This window comes from Plantactinospora sp. KLBMP9567, assembly GCF_033446045.1.
Classification (GTDB): Bacteria; Actinomycetota; Actinomycetes; order Mycobacteriales; family Micromonosporaceae; genus Plantactinospora.
Genome location: NZ_JAWQRR010000060.1, coordinates 50,423 through 65,307 on the forward strand (window position 1 = coordinate 50,423; position 14,885 = coordinate 65,307).

Here is a 14,885-nt window from a genome sequence, read left to right on the forward strand (position 1 = left end):
ATGCGACAGGGGCGACCTCCGCGCCGCTCATTGACTGGTGCGGCGGGGAGGGCACCCTCGGGTGTCGATGGGGCCGCCCGACCGGAGGCCAGCGGGGCGGGCGGCGCCATCGGCGGGCGGTCTAGCCCCAGTAGCCCATGGCCTGGTGGCCGAGCGACTGCTGGCCGGCGGTGTTGGCGTGGCAGCCGTCGGAGACCTCGCCGCTGCGCAGGCGGAAGACGCCGGGGTAGGTCACGTTCTGGCTAGCGTCGGCGGCGGCCTGCCGGGCCATGCTGTCGGTCAGCTCCGGGCCGCCGCTGCCGGCGAGGAAGCAGGTTTGGCCGGCGTCGTAGAGCGGCTGGCCGGAAATGATGATGTTCGCACCGGGCGCCGCGTGCTGGCGGGCGTTGGTGATGAGTTGCCTGACCTCGTTGTAGGTCACTCCGTTCTGGGCGAAGATGCAGATCTGGATCCAGACGGTCGCGGGTCGGCCGTACTGGGCGGCCTGCCGGTCGAAGCTCTGCCAGGAGGCGGAGTTGGTGTTGGTCCAGGACTGCACGACGGCGCCGCCGGTGCCGTAGGGGCCCCACATGCGCTGGCCGCCGACGGCGCGGTAGCCCTGGGAGACGTTCTCGGCCATCGAGCAGCCGATGAAGCCCATCGTGTTCGGGCCGCCGGTGGCGGGTGGTGTCGTCGGAGGTGGCGTGGTCGGGCGCGGTGTGGTCGGTGTCGGGTTCGGTCCGGTCGTGGGCCCGGTCGTCGGTTGGGTGGTGCCGTTGCAGGCCGTGCCGTTGAGGGTGAAGTTTGTCGGCGCCGGGTTGCTGCTGTTGTTCCAGGAGCCGTTGAACCCGAAGCTCGTGCTGCCGTTGGTGGCGAGGTTGCCGTTCCAGCTGACGTTGCGGGCGGTGACCTGCGCCCCGCTCTGGCTGACCGTGGAGCTCCAGGCCTGGGTGACCTGCTGGCCGGAGGCGAAGGACCAGGTCAGGGTCCAACTGGACAGTGGGTCACCCAGGTTGGTGACGGTGACGTTGCCGGTGAAGCCCCCTGGCCATTGTGAGCCGACGCTGTAGGTGATCTGACAGCCGGCGGCCGCCGACGCCGCGGTCATCGAGACCACGCCGACGGTGGCGGCGACCGCCAGCGGCACTGTGGCCGCGACGAACAGACGGAACCGAGATAGGCGCATGGCCCCTCCCTCAACTGCTTGCATCGGTGATGGTCGGTGGGTGTGTGGTGGGTCGAAGCAGTGCGCGTTGAGGTCCTGGGCGGGGGATCCGGGTGCCTTCCTCGCGCACCGATCGAAAGTCGTCGTTGCGTGGGTACTGTAGGACGGTCTCGTGACGGCGGTCAACGCGAGCGTCCAACGACTGGTTCTGGCCGAGGAGCACATCTGCCGCCGTGGATCGATTGACGTCGACGGATGAGTATTGCCACAATCGGCCCGTGACCGCAATAGGTACGTCCGTTCGCATAGCGCACAGAGCTCGCTCGCCGGCCGGTCCCGGTGGGGCATCAGACGGTGACGGCTGCAGGTGCTGTGGGCCCGCGGCGATGCTCGTCGACTCGACCTACGGCTGTGCCATCCGGAGCCTCACGTGCGCGATCCGTACGGTCGTTCTCCTGTCGCGCCGGACGCCGTCACCGTCGATCCGAAAGCCTGCTGCCCGGCCCAGCTGTGGCCGGACCGAGTCGGCTGGCCCCTAATCCGGGCCAAGAATCTTGAGCTGCGCTGGGTCGCCTACCCAGCGGGCCGTCGGCTGGTGCGTCCCCACCGCCGAGCGGCGGCCGGTGCCCAGCGACTGTGCCCGCGATGAAAGGAGCTTGTGGCGCGGGCCGCTCCCGCGCTGTTGTCGTAACCACCATCAGTAGCAAGGAGCCCAAGTGATTATCAGTTCGGGCCGCTCCACGCTCCGCTCGATCGGCGTCGTACTGTCGGTAGCGTCATCCTGTCTACCTGCTCTGGAACGCATTTGATCCAAGATCTGAAAAGCGGGCTTGGTCGGAAAGCGGGAACGCTTGTTTGTCCTCAGGGTTCGACCTACGCACGACCCTGCCGTTGTTGGGCGGGTTTGCCCGCCTTCGGCTCGAGGGGCGCCGGCTCGCGTGTTTCGACGGCACGGGGTCCGGGATCACGAGGGTTGCGGGCGTGTGGCCCGGGAGCTATGTTTGCGCCAACATTGATAAGCGCCGATATGGATACCGAGTAGGTCGCCCTGCTCCGTGGGATGCGGTCGCACACCTTTCCACCACGCCTGAAACCAGGAGGGTAAATGGCCATCCCCTCCTGTCGTTCCAGGCTTCGCTTCACGCTCGTCGCGCTGACGGCGATGAATCCCAGCACCATTCGGGCGACCAGTACGACAGCGGGCACTCGCCACGCACGGGCTTCAGCCCGTTACCGGTGTCCTCGGGCGCCGGCCACCCCGCAGCATCTGATCCACGTACCTGGAGGAGGCAACAATGACGAACAAGCCGATTACCCGACCGCGGTATAGAACGAGGATCGCCACGACCTGGTCCGCCGTGTTGGGAAGCGTTGCAGTCCTAGCCGCAATGCTCATGGTGACGGACGGCTCCGCCGCCGCCGCCACTACCCTCGGGGCGTCTGCGGCGGAGCGAGGCCGCTACTTCGGTACCGCCGTGGCGGCGAGCAGGCTCAGCGACAGTGCGTACACGACGATCCTGAACCGGGAGTTCAACCAGGTCACGCCCGAGAACGAGATGAAGATCGACGCGACCGAGCCGCAGCAGGGCCAGTTCTCGTACGGCAACGCGGACCGGATCGTGCAGCACGCCCGCAGCCGGGGCATGCAGGTACGCGGCCACACCCTGGCCTGGCACTCGCAGCAGCCCGGCTGGATGCAGAACATGTCCGGCAGCGCGCTGCGGCAGGCCATGCTCAACCACGTCACCCAGGTGGCCACCCACTTCCGGGGCCAGGTCGCCTGGTGGGACGTGGTCAACGAGGCGTACGCGGACGGCAGCAGCGGCGCCCGGCGCGACTCCAACCTCCAGCGCACCGGCAACGACTGGATCGAGGCCGCGTTCCGCGCCGCGGACGCGGCCGACCCGAACGCACAGCTCTGCTACAACGACTACAACATCGACAACTGGAACGACGCCAAGACCCAGGCCGTCTACCGGATGGTCCAGGACTTCAAGTCCCGCGGTGTGCCGATCGACTGCGTCGGCCTCCAGTCGCACTTCACCGGCGGCTCGAACTACCCGAGCAACTACCGCACCACGCTGTCCAGCTTCGGCGCCCTCGGCGTCGACGTGCACATCACCGAGCTGGACATCCGCAACGCGCCGGCCGACGCGTACCGCAACGTGACCAACGACTGTCTCGCGGTGGCCCGCTGCAAGGGCATCACGGTGTGGGGCATCCGCGACTCGGACTCGTGGCGGTCCGGCGAGAGCCCGCTGCTGTTCAACGGCAGCGGCCAGAAGAAGCCGGCCTACGACGCCGTGCTCACCGCACTGAACAACGGCACCCCCGGCGGCAACCCGACCACCCCGCCCGGCGGCACCCCGACCACCCCACCGGGCGGCAGCGGCTGCACCACCTCGGTGACCGCCGGCACCGTCTGGGGCGACCGGTACAACACGTCGGTGACGGTCAGCGGCGCCAGTGGTTGGACCGTGGTGGTGGCGGTCACCTCGCCGCAGTCGATCAGCACCACGTGGAGCGGCAGCGCCAGTTTGAGCAGTAACGACACCGTGTTGACGATGCGCTCCAACGGCAGCGGCAACACGTTCGGCTTCACCACGATGATGAACGGCAACTCCGGCGCCCGACCGCAGGTCCGATCCTGCACCGCCGGCTGATACCGGATGAGCGGAGCGCCGGTCGGTCGAGAGCAGACCCTGTCCGTCGCTGGTGCAGTCGGACGGCCGTTGCCGCACATGTTGATGGAGTGAATTATGAGAAGATCTCAGATTATCTTGGTGGCTGCGGCGACTGCGGTGGTCACCGTGGCGGGAGTACTGACCGCGCCGCCGCTGTTGGCCGCGACGCCTGACATCACCGTCAACACCGCTTCGTCGTACCAGACGATCGACGGTTTCGGGGCCGCGACCCCGATTTTCGGCGGGTCCGGTGACCCGTGGACGGACAGTGAGACCCAGACGCTCGTCGGCATGGGCCAGGGGCAACTCGGTATGTCGATCGTTCGGACCGTGGTGTCGCCGGTGTCGGGCGAGTGGGGCCTCTACGCGAACAGCCTGAGGACGGCGAAGTCCTACGGCTCCGGTGTCAAGATCCTTGCTTCGCCCTGGACCGCCCCCGCGAACTTCAAGACGAACAACAGCAGGATCAACGGTGGCAAGCTCAGGAGCGACTACTACGACGACTATGCGGAACACCTGAACAGTTATGTGCAGTACATGAAGAACCAGGGCGTCACGATCGACGTGACCTCGGTGCAGAACGAGCCGGACTGGCATCCGGATTACGATTCGATGGACTGGACCGGCGCCGAGATGCGGAACTGGGTCCGCGACCAGGGCACCAAGGTCAGGGACACCCGGCTGATGGTCGGCGAGTCCCTGCGGTTCAACCGCGCGTACACCGACCCCACGTTGCAGGACGCCACCGCGCGTAACAATATCGGCTACGTCGGCGGGCACCTGTACGACGCCGAGAACAGTGGCAACCTGTCCCCCTACCCGCTCGCGAGCCAGTACGGCAAGAACCAGTGGATGACCGAGTGGAACCTGCACGCGGCCGATGGGAACGGTGCGAACATCTGGGGAAACCCGAGCAACGCGGCTGTCTGGAACGAGACCCTGGACGACATCATGCGGACCGTGCACCGGTCGATGGAGGCCAACTGGAACGCATACGTCTGGTGGTACGGCCGCCGCTTCTACTCCTTCATCGGTGACGGCGACTCGCAGTACGGGACCACGAAGGGCGCGGTGCTGCGGCGCGGCCAGGCGTTCTCGCAGTACTCCAAGTACGTCCGCCCCGGTGACAGGCGTGTCGCCCTTTCGAAGAGCTCGAGGACCTCTTCTCTGGAGGTCACGGCCTACCAGGGTAGGGGCAAGGTTACGCTGGTGATCCTCAACCGCTCGAACAGCGCGGTCAACAATGCCGTCATCCAGACGCCGCAGAGCATCTCGAACGCCGAGTACACGGTCACCTCGCAGAGCCTGGGCGCCGCGTCACAGCCAGTGACCCTCAGCGCCGGACAGGCGACCGTCAACATTCCGGCGCGGAGCATCTCCACCATCACCGTCACTGAGGGCACCGCCCCGACCACACCGCCGACCGGCCAGCCCACGACGAACCCGACCACTCCGCCGCCGACCACCCCGCCCGCCGGTGGTAGCTGCACCGCGACGATGACCTCCGGCACGGTGTGGGGCGACCGCTACAACACCTCGGTCACGGTCAGCGGCGCCAGCAACTGGACCGTGACGCTGGCCGTCACCTCACCGCAGTCGATCAGCACCACCTGGAGCGGCAGCGCCACCCTCAGCAGCAACAACACGGTGTTGACGATGCGCGCCAACGGCAGCGGCAACACCTTCGGCTTCACCACCATGATGAACGGCAACTCCGGCGCCCGACCACAGATCAGATCCTGCACCACCACCTGACCGGACCACCCAGACCCCAGTCACACAGCCAAGCGGGACTACCACGACCGACAACGGCGACGTCTCCGGCGGCGAGTTCGTCAACGCACGGATCCGACCACCGGAGACCCCGCCAATCACGCGATGCCCGACGCGACGCCGTGCGTTCGCTATTCCGGACGGGAACTCGGGTGGATCACCCGAGGATTCCGGCAGAACGCCCCAGCGTTGTAGGTCGGGCCGGAAGCCTCCCCGCGACAGCGTCCGCCGGAGACTGCACGCGACCCGGTCCGGAACGCGAAGGTGTTCGTGGCCACGATCGTCCCGACCGGGAACACGAACAGCAACGCCCAGGTACACAATTTCAACGCCCGCCCATTCGACCAGCTTGCCGAGTGTCTCCTTCATCGGCAGGTTCAACGCGACCTCGCGTGCGACCTGCGCCGCCGTGAGAGCCGCCGGCTCCTCGCAATCCCCGGGTCCTCATCGGCGGCGGCCGGATACTCGCACGCAGCCCATAAGTTCGGGTGCAGGAAGGAGGCTGACACGAAGATAAGGCCGCGTCAGGCGAAGAGATCTCTGCCGTAAATCGGTTCGACCCAGCTCGAACCGTGGGAGGTGGCACCGAGCGACGTTGCGGCGGTGGTCGGCGTGTATGACCCACCGCTACGCTGTGCGCGTTGATCGTCAACGATGATGTAGCCGAGGTGGTCCTGCGCTGCCGCTGTCTCGGCGTCATGGAGGTGTGGGGCGGGGACAGTTGGCGCGCGGTCCGCGGCCCGAGACTGAGATCCCTGCTCGCCGCCCTGGTACTGCACTCCGGCGCGGACGTCTCGCCTGACCAGTTGGTGGCGGAGGTGTGGGCGACCGGATCGGTGCCGACCTCGGCCCGGTCCCTGGTCCGGGGGTACGTGATGTCCCTGCGCCGGGCCTTCGGGCCCGACGGCGCGGCGATCGTGGTCGGCCGCCGCACCGGCTACCGCTTCGCGCTGCCTCAGGACGCGGTCGACAGCTACCGCTTCGAACGGCTCTGCGCCGAAGGGCGGGCGGCGCTGGGCGCCGGAGAGCTGTGGCAGGCCCGGCAGGTCCTGGCCGAGGCGCTCGGGCTCTGGGCCGGCCCAGCGCTGCCGGACACGCCCCGCAGCCCGTCGCTGTCGGCCTACGCCGCGCGTCTCGAGGAACTCCGGCTAGTCGCGCTGGAGGCCCGGATCGAGACGGACCTGCACCTGTGCCGGCACCGCGAGATCCTTGGCGAACTGCGGCAACTGGTGGCCGAGCATCCGGGTCGGGAACGCGTAGTGGCGCAGTGGATGCGCGCGCTGTACGCCGACGGCCGGCGGGCGGAGGCCCTCGACGCGTACCTGCACGCTCGGCAGCGACTGGTCGGCGAGTTCGGCATCGACCCGGGGCCGGAGCTGCGCCGTGTTCACCAGAGCATCCTCGCCGATGACCCGGGCGATCCCGAACCGCCGGATCACCCGGCGTCCGCGGGGGCCGCCGACGACGCCCAACGGCGAGTTGCCGGATCGTTCTGTCCGCGGCGGGTCGCTGACCCGGACCGGACCGGGACCTGGCCGGAGGAGCCACGTCGACCCTGGCAGACGCCGGCCGACATCGCGGACTTCGTCGGCCGCGAGCAGGAGCTGGCCGACTGCCAGCGCTGGCTCGGGGCGCCCGGGAAGACGGTGTTACGGGTGGTGGCGATCTGTGGCCGGGCGGGTGTCGGCAAGAGCACGCTCGCGGTGCACCTGGCACACCGGCTACGCCCGGCGTACCCCGACGGCCAGCTCTACGCCGACCTGCGCGGCGACAGCGAGCCGGCCCGTCCCGCCGATGTGCTCGGCACCTTCCTGCGCGGGCTCGGCGTACCCGGAATGTCGGTTCCGGAGGACACCGACGAGCGCGTCGCGATATTCCGCAGCCACCTCGCCGACCGGCGGCTGCTGGTCATCCTCGAGAACGCCGCCGACGAGCGACAGGTACGGCCGCTGCTGCCTGGCGGCTCCGGCTGCGCGGTCCTGGTGACCAGCCGGTCCCGGCTCTCCGCGCTGGCCGGGGCGCACCTGCTCAACCTCGACGTCTTCCCGGTCGAGTCCGCGCTCGCCCTGCTCGAACGGAGCCTCGGCGCGCAGCGGTTCCGGGCCGAGCTGACCGCGGCCACGGACCTGACCGGCCTCTGCGGTCACCTGCCGCTGGCGGTCCGAATACTGGCCGCGCGCGTCGCGGCGAGCCCGCACACCCCGCTGTGCTGGTTCGTCGAGCAGCTGACCGACGAGCGGCGTCGCCTGGACGAACTCCGGGTCGGCGACCTCGATGTCCGGGCCAGCATCGGCTCCGGGCTGCGCGCGATGGCCGATCCCGAGCACCGGGTCCTGCGCCGGCTGGCGCTGTTCGACGCGCCCGACGTACCGGCGTGGGTGGCTGCGGCGGCCGCGGACCTGCCACCGGCGGCGGCCGAGGCCGCCCTGCGCGCGCTGGTGGCCCGGCGTCTGCTCGATGACGCCGGGGTGGACCGGTGCGGGCAGCTCCGGTACCGGTTCCATTCCCTGGTCCGGCTCTTCGCCTGGGAGCGCGCGGAACAGGAGCCGGCGGCGGAGCGCGCGACGGCGGTGGACCGGGTACTGGCCGGCTGGCTCACCCTGGCCCGGCACGCGGATCGTCACGCGCCGGCCCGGACCCTCGCCGCTGTCGAAGCACCGGCGCCCACCTGGCCGGTGCCGGAGCCGGTCCTGCGGGCCGCCGAGCGCGATCCGTTCGGCTGGTTCGAGGCGGAACAGCCAGCGCTGCTGGCGACGGTGCTCCAGGCTGCCGCAACCGGGCGGGCCGGCACGGCCTGGCGCCTCGCTGCCGCCGCGCACAACTATTACGAGCTGCGCAACCTGTACGACGACGGGCAGCGTACGCACGAGACGGCGCTGGCGGCTTGTCAGGCCACCGGCGACGAACTCGGAACGGCCGTCCTGCGCCGCAACCTGGCCGACCTGTTCAGCTCGAAGCCCGGGTCGGACGTGGAGGTCAAGCTCGGCCACGCGACGGCGGCACGGGAGTTGTTCCGCCGGCTCGGCAACCGGCACGGTGAGGCGGACGCGTGGTACCTGTGCGCGACCGTGCACCGGACCCGGGGCGACCAGCAGGCCGCGCTGCGCTGCCTGGCGACCGGCTACCGCCTTGCCCGCCAGGCCGGGTACCGCCTGGGTATGCTGCACGTCTGGCAGCAGCTCAGCATTCTGCGCCGGCAGCAGGGCCGGCTCGGCGAGGCGCTGAGCGACGCCCGGATCGCCCAGGCCCTCGCCGCCGAGCTGCACAGCCCGCGGGACCGGAGCGTGGTGCTCGGCCTGATCGGAGCCATCCACCGGGACCGGCACGAGGCGGGACCGGCCGAGGCGGCTCTCACCGAGGCGATCGCGATCGCGGAACGCACCGCCGATCGCCTTCAGCTCGCCTTTCTTTACGGTCATCTCGGGGGACTCTACGCGGACCAGGGGCATCCGGCGGCTCGGTCCACCCTCGACCATGGCCTGGCGCTGAGCCGGGCCGGCCACTCGCTGTTCGGGCAGGCGCTCGCGCTGCACGCCCTCGGCCGGCTGGACCTCTCCGCTCTCGACCCCGACCGGGCGGTTGCCCGGCTCTCCGAGGCCGCCGAGCTCTATCGCCGGGCCGAGCACCGGTACGCCGAGGCGAGGGTGCTCGCCACGCTCGCCCAGGCCCTGGCGGTCGCCGGCGACCCGGCGCGGGCCCGCGACGCACGCGACCATGCGGTTCGCCTGCTGCGGCGGTTGGGTAACCACGCCGAGGCGGAGTCGGTGGCGGGTGCGGTTGCCGAAGCGGCCGGGAAATCGACCGTAGAGATTCCGTAGACCCAGCGTAGAAACCGCCGCTGACCTGCGAATTCATTGCTTGTGACGATGATCCAACCGCCGTAGCGTGCTGTCTCGTCGGACGGTCCAGAGCCCGTGGCGTCCGGTCCGACACTGTCCCGGGTGGACGGCGTGCCTCGGCGTGGCGTCGCCATCCGATCCCCCACTCTTCGATGGAGGAGAGCCGATGAGCATAGGACGACTCGCTGACAAGGTCCTGTCCCTGATGGTGCCGAGGATGAGCGCATCCGCCGCGCAGCAGACGACGTGCATGTACTGCAGCAGCACCTACTCGAAGCGCTGCGTGCGCGACTGTGTCCAAGGCGTCTGCGAGCCGTGGCGCTGCGCCGGCTGCGGGACCTGCTGACCGGACCGCTGACGTCGGGGCGGATGACCGGGACTCGCCGGCCCGTCCGCCCCGCCCGGTCGATGCCATCGGATCCGACGAGAAGGGCATGCAGGTGCGCTACGTCGCGATGAGTTGTCTGGTCACGCTGGCCGCCGTGTTCACGGTCTCGGCGTTCAGCAAGCTACGCGGTCGGTCCGCGTACGACGCCTTCGTCGCCGCCACCGGCCGGCTGGCGCCCGTCGGCTGGCTGCCCGCCGGTCCGATCGCGGCGCTGGTCCTCGGCGCCGAACTGGTGGTAGCGGTGCTGTTACCTGTGTTGCCCGTCGCCGGGCTGGCGCTGGCCGCGGTCCTGCTCGCCGCGTTCTGCGCCGGGATCCTGGGGGCGCTGCGGCGGGGGGTCCGTGCCCCATGCCGCTGCTTCGGCAGCTCCGACACGCCCCTGCGCCGTCGGCACGCGGCGAGGGCTGCCGCCCTCGCCGCCGTCGCTCTCGTCGGGGCCGTCGCGGCCGGCCCGGCGTCCGGCCAGGACCTGATCACCGGCGCCCGGCCGGAGGCCGTCGCGCTCGCCGTCGGTGCCGCCACCGTACTCGCCCTGCTCACGTTCACCCTCGACGACATCGTAGACCTCTTCGCGCCCAGGCCGGTGCCGGCCCGGAGCGTGACCGTGACGAAGGGATCCCCGGATGTCCGTGCTGGTCACCGCGACCGTTCTCCTCGGACTGCTCACTCTGGTTAACCTCCTGCTGACCCTCGGCGTGGTGCGACGGCTGCGGGAACACTCCGAACTGCTGTCCCGGCAGTCACCCCGCGACGACGCGAGGGTCCTGCCGATCGGCGCGACCGTGGCCGACTTCAGCGCGACCACAACCGACGGTCAACCGGTTTCGCGGGACACCCTCGCCGACGAGACGCTCGTCGGCTTCTTCAGCCCCGGCTGCGACGCGTGCGAGATGCTGCTGCCCGGGTTCATCGAGCGGGCGGCGACGGCGTCCCGGGGCCGGGGCGGTGTGCTGGCGGTGGTGGAGAGTGACCAGGCGGCTGCCGAGCCGTACGTCGCGATGTTGTCGCCGGTCGCCCGCGTGGTGCGGCAGACGCCCGGTACGCCGGGACTGATCGCCGCCCTCGGGGTCGGGGCGCTCCCCGCCGTCTATCTGCTCGACGGGCAGGGGCGGGTTACCGCCAGCGGGCATCGGCTCGACGAGCTTCCGGTCCCGGCGCACGCCTGATGCCGTCGGGTGGGGACCAGCACGACGCCAACGCCGGGTCGGCCCGGCGCCCGCTGCTCGCCGCGGCCGCGACGGCGACCGGACTCGCCTGGGGCGCCGCCCGTGGCGGCGTGCTGATGCTGGGGGTGGCCGCCGTCGTCGGTGGCGTCGCCCCGGTCCTGGCCGCCTGGCTCACCCGGGCCGTCCTGGATGGGGTCGGTAGCGGCGCCCTGGTCTCCGAACTGGTCCTCCTCGGTGCCGCGCTGGCGCTCACCGGCGTCCTGGTGGCGGTACTTCCGCAGCTCGAGCAGTTCCTGCGGGCCGAGGTGGGCCGCGCGGCGAGCCGGCTGGGGGTGGAACGCCTGCACGCCGCCGTCGACCGGTTCGTCGGGCTCGGGCGGTTCGAGGATCCGTACTTCCTGGACCGGCTCCGGCTCGCCGGGGACTCGGTCCGCTCGCCCGCCGAGATCGTCGAGGCCGCGCTCGCCGCCGCCCGCGGTCTGCTGGTGCTGGCCGGTTTCCTGGGTTCGTTGCTGCTGCTGAGTCCGGTGATGGCGTTGGTCGTGGTCGTCGCCGCAGGGCCCACGCTCCTCGCCGAACTGGCCCTCTCCAGGCGGCGGGCGGGGATGACGTTTGACATCACGCCGGCCGAGCGCAGGGAATTGTTCTACAACAACCTGCTCACCAGCGTGGCGGCGGCGAAGGAGGTCCGTCTCTTCGGCGCAGGGGCCTTCCTGCGGGCCCGGATGATGGCCGAACGCCGTACCGCGGACCAGGCCCGGCGCGCGACCGACCGGCGGGAGCTGTTCGCCCAGGGCGGGCTCGCGTTGCTCGCCGCCGTGGTGGCCGGCGGCGGCCTGGTCTGGGCCGTCCGCTCCGCCCACGCCCGGGCGCTGTCGGTCGGCGACGTCTCGCTGTTCATCCTCGCCGTCGCCGGAGTGCAGGGCGCGCTTGGCACCATGATCAGCGCTTTCGCCGGGGCGCACCAGCGGTTGCTGTTCATCGACCACTACCGGGCGATGCTCAGCGCGGAGCCGGACCTGCCGACGCCGTCCGCGCCGCGCCCGGTGCCGCCGTTGCGGCACGGCATCGAGCTGCGCGACGTGTGGTTCCGGTACTCCGACGACCACCCCTGGGTGCTGCGCGGTGTCAACCTGACGATCCCGGCGGGTACGGCGACGGCCCTGGTCGGTCGGAACGGCGCCGGCAAGAGCACCCTGGTCAAGCTGCTCAGCCGGTTCTACGACCCGACCCGGGGTGCGGTGCTGTGGGACGGTGTGGACCTGCGTGAGCTGGATCCCCGACAGCTCCGGGAACGGATCACCGCCGTGTTCCAGGATTTCGTGGAGTACGACATGTCAGCGGGCGAGAACATCGGGATCGGTGACGTCGGACGGATCGGTGACCCGGACCGGATCCAGCTCGCCGCCCGCCGCGCCGGCGTCCACGCCGACCTCGTCGCCCTGCCCTACGGGTACGACACGCTGCTGTCGCGGCTGTTCCTGAGCGAGACCGACCGCAGTGATCCCCGCACCGGAGTGGTGCTCTCCGGCGGGCAGTGGCAGCGCCTGGCGCTGGCCCGGGCCTTCGTCCGGGACGCGCGTGACCTGATGATCCTGGACGAGCCGAGCGCCGGGCTCGACGCCGCGGCGGAGTACGAGGTGCACGCCGGCCTGCGCCGGCACCGGGCGGGCCGGACCAGTGTCCTCATCTCGCACCGCCTGGGCGCGGTGCGAGACGCCGATTCGATCGTCGTACTCGACGCCGGGGTGGTGACGGAGCAGGGCAGCCACCCGGAGCTGCTGGCGGCGGAGGGCACGTACGCGACCCTGTTCCGGTTGCAGGCGGCCGGATACACCGGTGAGGACGACGCGTCCGAGCCCGGACGGCCGATGGACGTGGTGCCGTGACCGTCGTGACGGTGGTGAGCGCCGTGGGCGGCGTGCTGACCGCCGCCCTGGCCGTGGCGGGGTGGTGGGCCCGCCGTCGCCTGGTGGTGGTGACGGTGCGGGGGTCCAGCATGCTGCCGACGTTCCAGCACGGTGACCGAGTCCTGGTCCGCCGGGCACCGATCACCGCCATCCGTCCCGGGCAGGTGGTGGTGGTCGCCGCCGGCCGACCGGTTGATCCGCTGCCGCCCGACTACCCGCTGTGGGTGATCAAACGGTTGCGGGCGGCCCCGGGAGACCCGGTGCCCCGGCACGAGGTGCCGGCGTTGGCGTCGGTGCCGGAACAGACCGTACCCGCGGACCGGATGGTGGCGCTCGGTGACAACCCGGCGGGCGCCGACTCGCGGCAGCTCGGCTACTTCTACACTGCGAATCTGCTGGGCGTGGTCACCCGTCGCCTCGCCCGGGCACCGCTGGGCACCGGCTGAGAGATCGCGGCACAGTCTTGTTCCGTGTTACCTCCTCCGTCTGCTGCTGGTCATTGGCCGAGGCCGATCGCCCGGTTGACCTGATGTGACCCAGGACACAGGCATGTGGGAACTGTGGCAGGGGTGCCCGTCGTCTTGCCTGATGTGAGAGGGAGCTTGGACGGGCTCGACGAAGGTGAGCTGCTGCGCCGCGTCGCGCGGGGCGACCGGCGTGCCTTCGACGAGCTGTACCGGCGTACCGCGCCCTGGTTGACCGTACGGCTACGCCGGCGCTGCGCCGACGACGACGTGGTGGCCGAGGTGCTCCAGGAGACCTACCTGGCAGTGTGGCGCTCGGCCAGCAGCCAGGCGCACGCCTCGCCCGGTGGCAGCGCCGTGGGCTGGCTCTGGACGATCGCCGCCCACCGGCTGATCGACGCGTTCCGGCACCGGGCCCGCCGGGAGCGCGTCCCGGCGGTACGGACCTTCGAGACCGTGGCGCCGGCGGCCGAGGAGGAGGCGCTGGCCGGCGGCATCGACGGCGATCTGGAGCAGGCCCTGCTGGCGTTGCCGCCGGAGCTGCGCCAGGTGCTGCACGCGATGGTCCTCGACGGGCTGACCGCCCGGGAGACCTCGCTGCTGCTCGGAGTGCCGGAAGGGACCGTGAAGACCCGCGCGCGGCGGGCCCGGATCGCGTTGCGGGAGGCGCTGTCATGACCACTCATCCCACGCCCGCCCTGATCTCCCGGTACGCCGCCGGGGCCGTGGGCGTCGACGACGTGACCGTCTGGGCCGTCGAGGCGCACCTGGAGTCCTGCCCCGGCTGCCGGGCGCTGCTGGCGACCGCCGCCGACCCGGGCACCCGGGACCTGCTGGACCGGGTGGCCGCCGGTATCGCCGCCGGTATCGCCGCCGGCCCGGCACCGGCGCGTCGGAGGTGGCTGCCGCGCACCGGCGTCGCCGTACGGGTCCTGCCCTGGCTGGCCATGGCGGTCGGGCTGATGCTCGCCGCGGTCGTCTTCGAGCAGACCTTCGACAACCTGCCCTCGCTGGTGCTGCTGATCGCGCCGGTGGCGCCGCTGCTGCCGGTGGCCGCCGTGTGGAGCCGGCGTACCGATCCCGCCTGGGAGCTGATGGCCACGGTGCCCCGTACCGGGTTGTGGCTGCTACTACGCCGCACGTTGGCGTTGCTCGCGGCGGTCGTACCGGTCCTGGCGGTGGCGGGCTGGTGCACGGGGCACGCGCCGGCCCTGTGGTTGCTGCCATGTCTGGCCTTCATCGCCGGAAGTCTGGCGCTGGGCGGGTTGATCGGGGTGGACCGGGCGGCACTCGCACTGGCCGGCACCTGGGCCGCGACGGTGGTGGTGCCGAGCCTCTCCGTCCACCGGCTACCGGTGGTGCTGGAGGGCGGTAGCTGGCCCGGCTGGGCGGCCGCCACCGTGGCGCTGCTGGCCGTGGTGCTCGTCCGGGCCGCCGACTACCGCCGGCTCGGCGTGAATCGCAGCTGACCCGGCGCCCCGAAACCCGGCGGTCCGTCCGTTTCCCGTACGGCCTGG

At 70.9% G+C, this 14,885-nt stretch carries 11 protein-coding genes; 10 read left to right on the plus strand and 1 reads right to left on the minus strand.

What is annotated here, in order from left to right:
• Positions 1-121 precede the first annotated feature (121 nt).
• Positions 122-1,165 carry a cellulose-binding domain-containing protein gene (locus tag R6Y94_RS41730; protein WP_318402595.1) on the minus strand — a complete coding sequence of 348 codons (1,044 nt, stop codon included), beginning with the start codon at positions 1,163-1,165 and terminating at the stop codon, positions 122-124.
• Positions 1,166-2,439: 1,274 nt separating this feature from the next.
• On the opposite strand from R6Y94_RS41730, the gene R6Y94_RS41735 reads away from it, so the two are divergent.
• The 10 genes from R6Y94_RS41735 to R6Y94_RS41780 all read left to right on the plus strand — a co-directional run bounded on the left by R6Y94_RS41735 (position 2,440) and on the right by R6Y94_RS41780 (position 14,837).
• Positions 2,440-3,807, plus strand: coding sequence for an endo-1,4-beta-xylanase (locus R6Y94_RS41735; RefSeq protein ID WP_318402597.1), 1,368 nt, complete (start codon positions 2,440-2,442; stop codon positions 3,805-3,807).
• 120 nt (positions 3,808-3,927) lie between these two features.
• Positions 3,928-5,583 carry a glycoside hydrolase gene (locus tag R6Y94_RS41740; protein ID WP_318402599.1) on the plus strand — a complete coding sequence of 552 codons (1,656 nt, stop codon included), beginning with the start codon at positions 3,928-3,930 and terminating at the stop codon, positions 5,581-5,583.
• Between the two features lie 659 nt (positions 5,584-6,242).
• The gene (locus R6Y94_RS41745; protein WP_318402600.1) at positions 6,243-9,419 is read left to right on the plus strand and encodes an AfsR/SARP family transcriptional regulator; all 3,177 of its coding nucleotides are present in this window, start codon (positions 6,243-6,245) and stop codon (positions 9,417-9,419) included.
• A gap of 187 nt (positions 9,420-9,606) precedes the next feature.
• Complete coding sequence (locus R6Y94_RS41750) at positions 9,607-9,786, plus strand: hypothetical protein (RefSeq protein ID WP_318402602.1); 180 nt, start codon at positions 9,607-9,609, stop codon at positions 9,784-9,786.
• An 88-nt stretch (positions 9,787-9,874) separates the two neighbouring features.
• On the plus strand, positions 9,875-10,504 hold the full coding sequence (locus R6Y94_RS41755; RefSeq protein ID WP_318402603.1) for a MauE/DoxX family redox-associated membrane protein: 630 nt from the start codon (positions 9,875-9,877) through the stop codon (positions 10,502-10,504).
• Complete coding sequence (locus tag R6Y94_RS41760; RefSeq protein WP_318402605.1) at positions 10,452-10,994, plus strand: hypothetical protein; 543 nt, start codon at positions 10,452-10,454, stop codon at positions 10,992-10,994. Before R6Y94_RS41755 ends, R6Y94_RS41760 begins: the two co-directional genes overlap by 53 nt.
• The gene (locus R6Y94_RS41765) at positions 10,994-12,883 is read left to right on the plus strand and encodes an ABC transporter ATP-binding protein (RefSeq protein WP_318402606.1); all 1,890 of its coding nucleotides are present in this window, start codon (positions 10,994-10,996) and stop codon (positions 12,881-12,883) included. Before R6Y94_RS41760 ends, R6Y94_RS41765 begins: the two co-directional genes overlap by 1 nt.
• Complete coding sequence (locus tag R6Y94_RS41770; protein ID WP_318402608.1) at positions 12,880-13,350, plus strand: S26 family signal peptidase; 471 nt, start codon at positions 12,880-12,882, stop codon at positions 13,348-13,350. The genes R6Y94_RS41765 and R6Y94_RS41770 overlap by 4 nt, the downstream gene beginning before the upstream one ends.
• A gap of 144 nt (positions 13,351-13,494) precedes the next feature.
• Entirely contained in the window at positions 13,495-14,046 is a 552-nt protein-coding gene (locus R6Y94_RS41775; RefSeq protein WP_318402609.1) for an RNA polymerase sigma factor, read from the plus strand.
• A complete protein-coding gene (locus tag R6Y94_RS41780) occupies positions 14,043-14,837 on the plus strand; it encodes a zf-HC2 domain-containing protein (RefSeq protein WP_318402610.1) in 795 nt (264 codons plus the stop codon). The genes R6Y94_RS41775 and R6Y94_RS41780 overlap by 4 nt, the downstream gene beginning before the upstream one ends.
• Positions 14,838-14,885: the final 48 nt, after the last annotated feature.

Bases quoted from the DNA above. Each gene is read 5' to 3' on its own strand.
- R6Y94_RS41730 (WP_318402595.1), bottom strand. From the start codon at position 1,165: ATGCGCCTATCTCGGTTCCGTCTGTTCGTCGCGGCCACAGTGCCGCTG.
- R6Y94_RS41735 (WP_318402597.1), top strand. From the start codon at position 2,440: ATGACGAACAAGCCGATTACCCGACCGCGGTATAGAACGAGGATCGCC.
- R6Y94_RS41750 (WP_318402602.1), top strand. From the start codon at position 9,607: ATGAGCATAGGACGACTCGCTGACAAGGTCCTGTCCCTGATGGTGCCG.
- R6Y94_RS41755 (WP_318402603.1), top strand. From the start codon at position 9,875: ATGCAGGTGCGCTACGTCGCGATGAGTTGTCTGGTCACGCTGGCCGCC.
- R6Y94_RS41760 (WP_318402605.1), top strand. From the start codon at position 10,452: ATGTCCGTGCTGGTCACCGCGACCGTTCTCCTCGGACTGCTCACTCTG.
- R6Y94_RS41765 (WP_318402606.1), top strand. From the start codon at position 10,994: ATGCCGTCGGGTGGGGACCAGCACGACGCCAACGCCGGGTCGGCCCGG.
- R6Y94_RS41780 (WP_318402610.1), top strand. From the start codon at position 14,043: ATGACCACTCATCCCACGCCCGCCCTGATCTCCCGGTACGCCGCCGGG.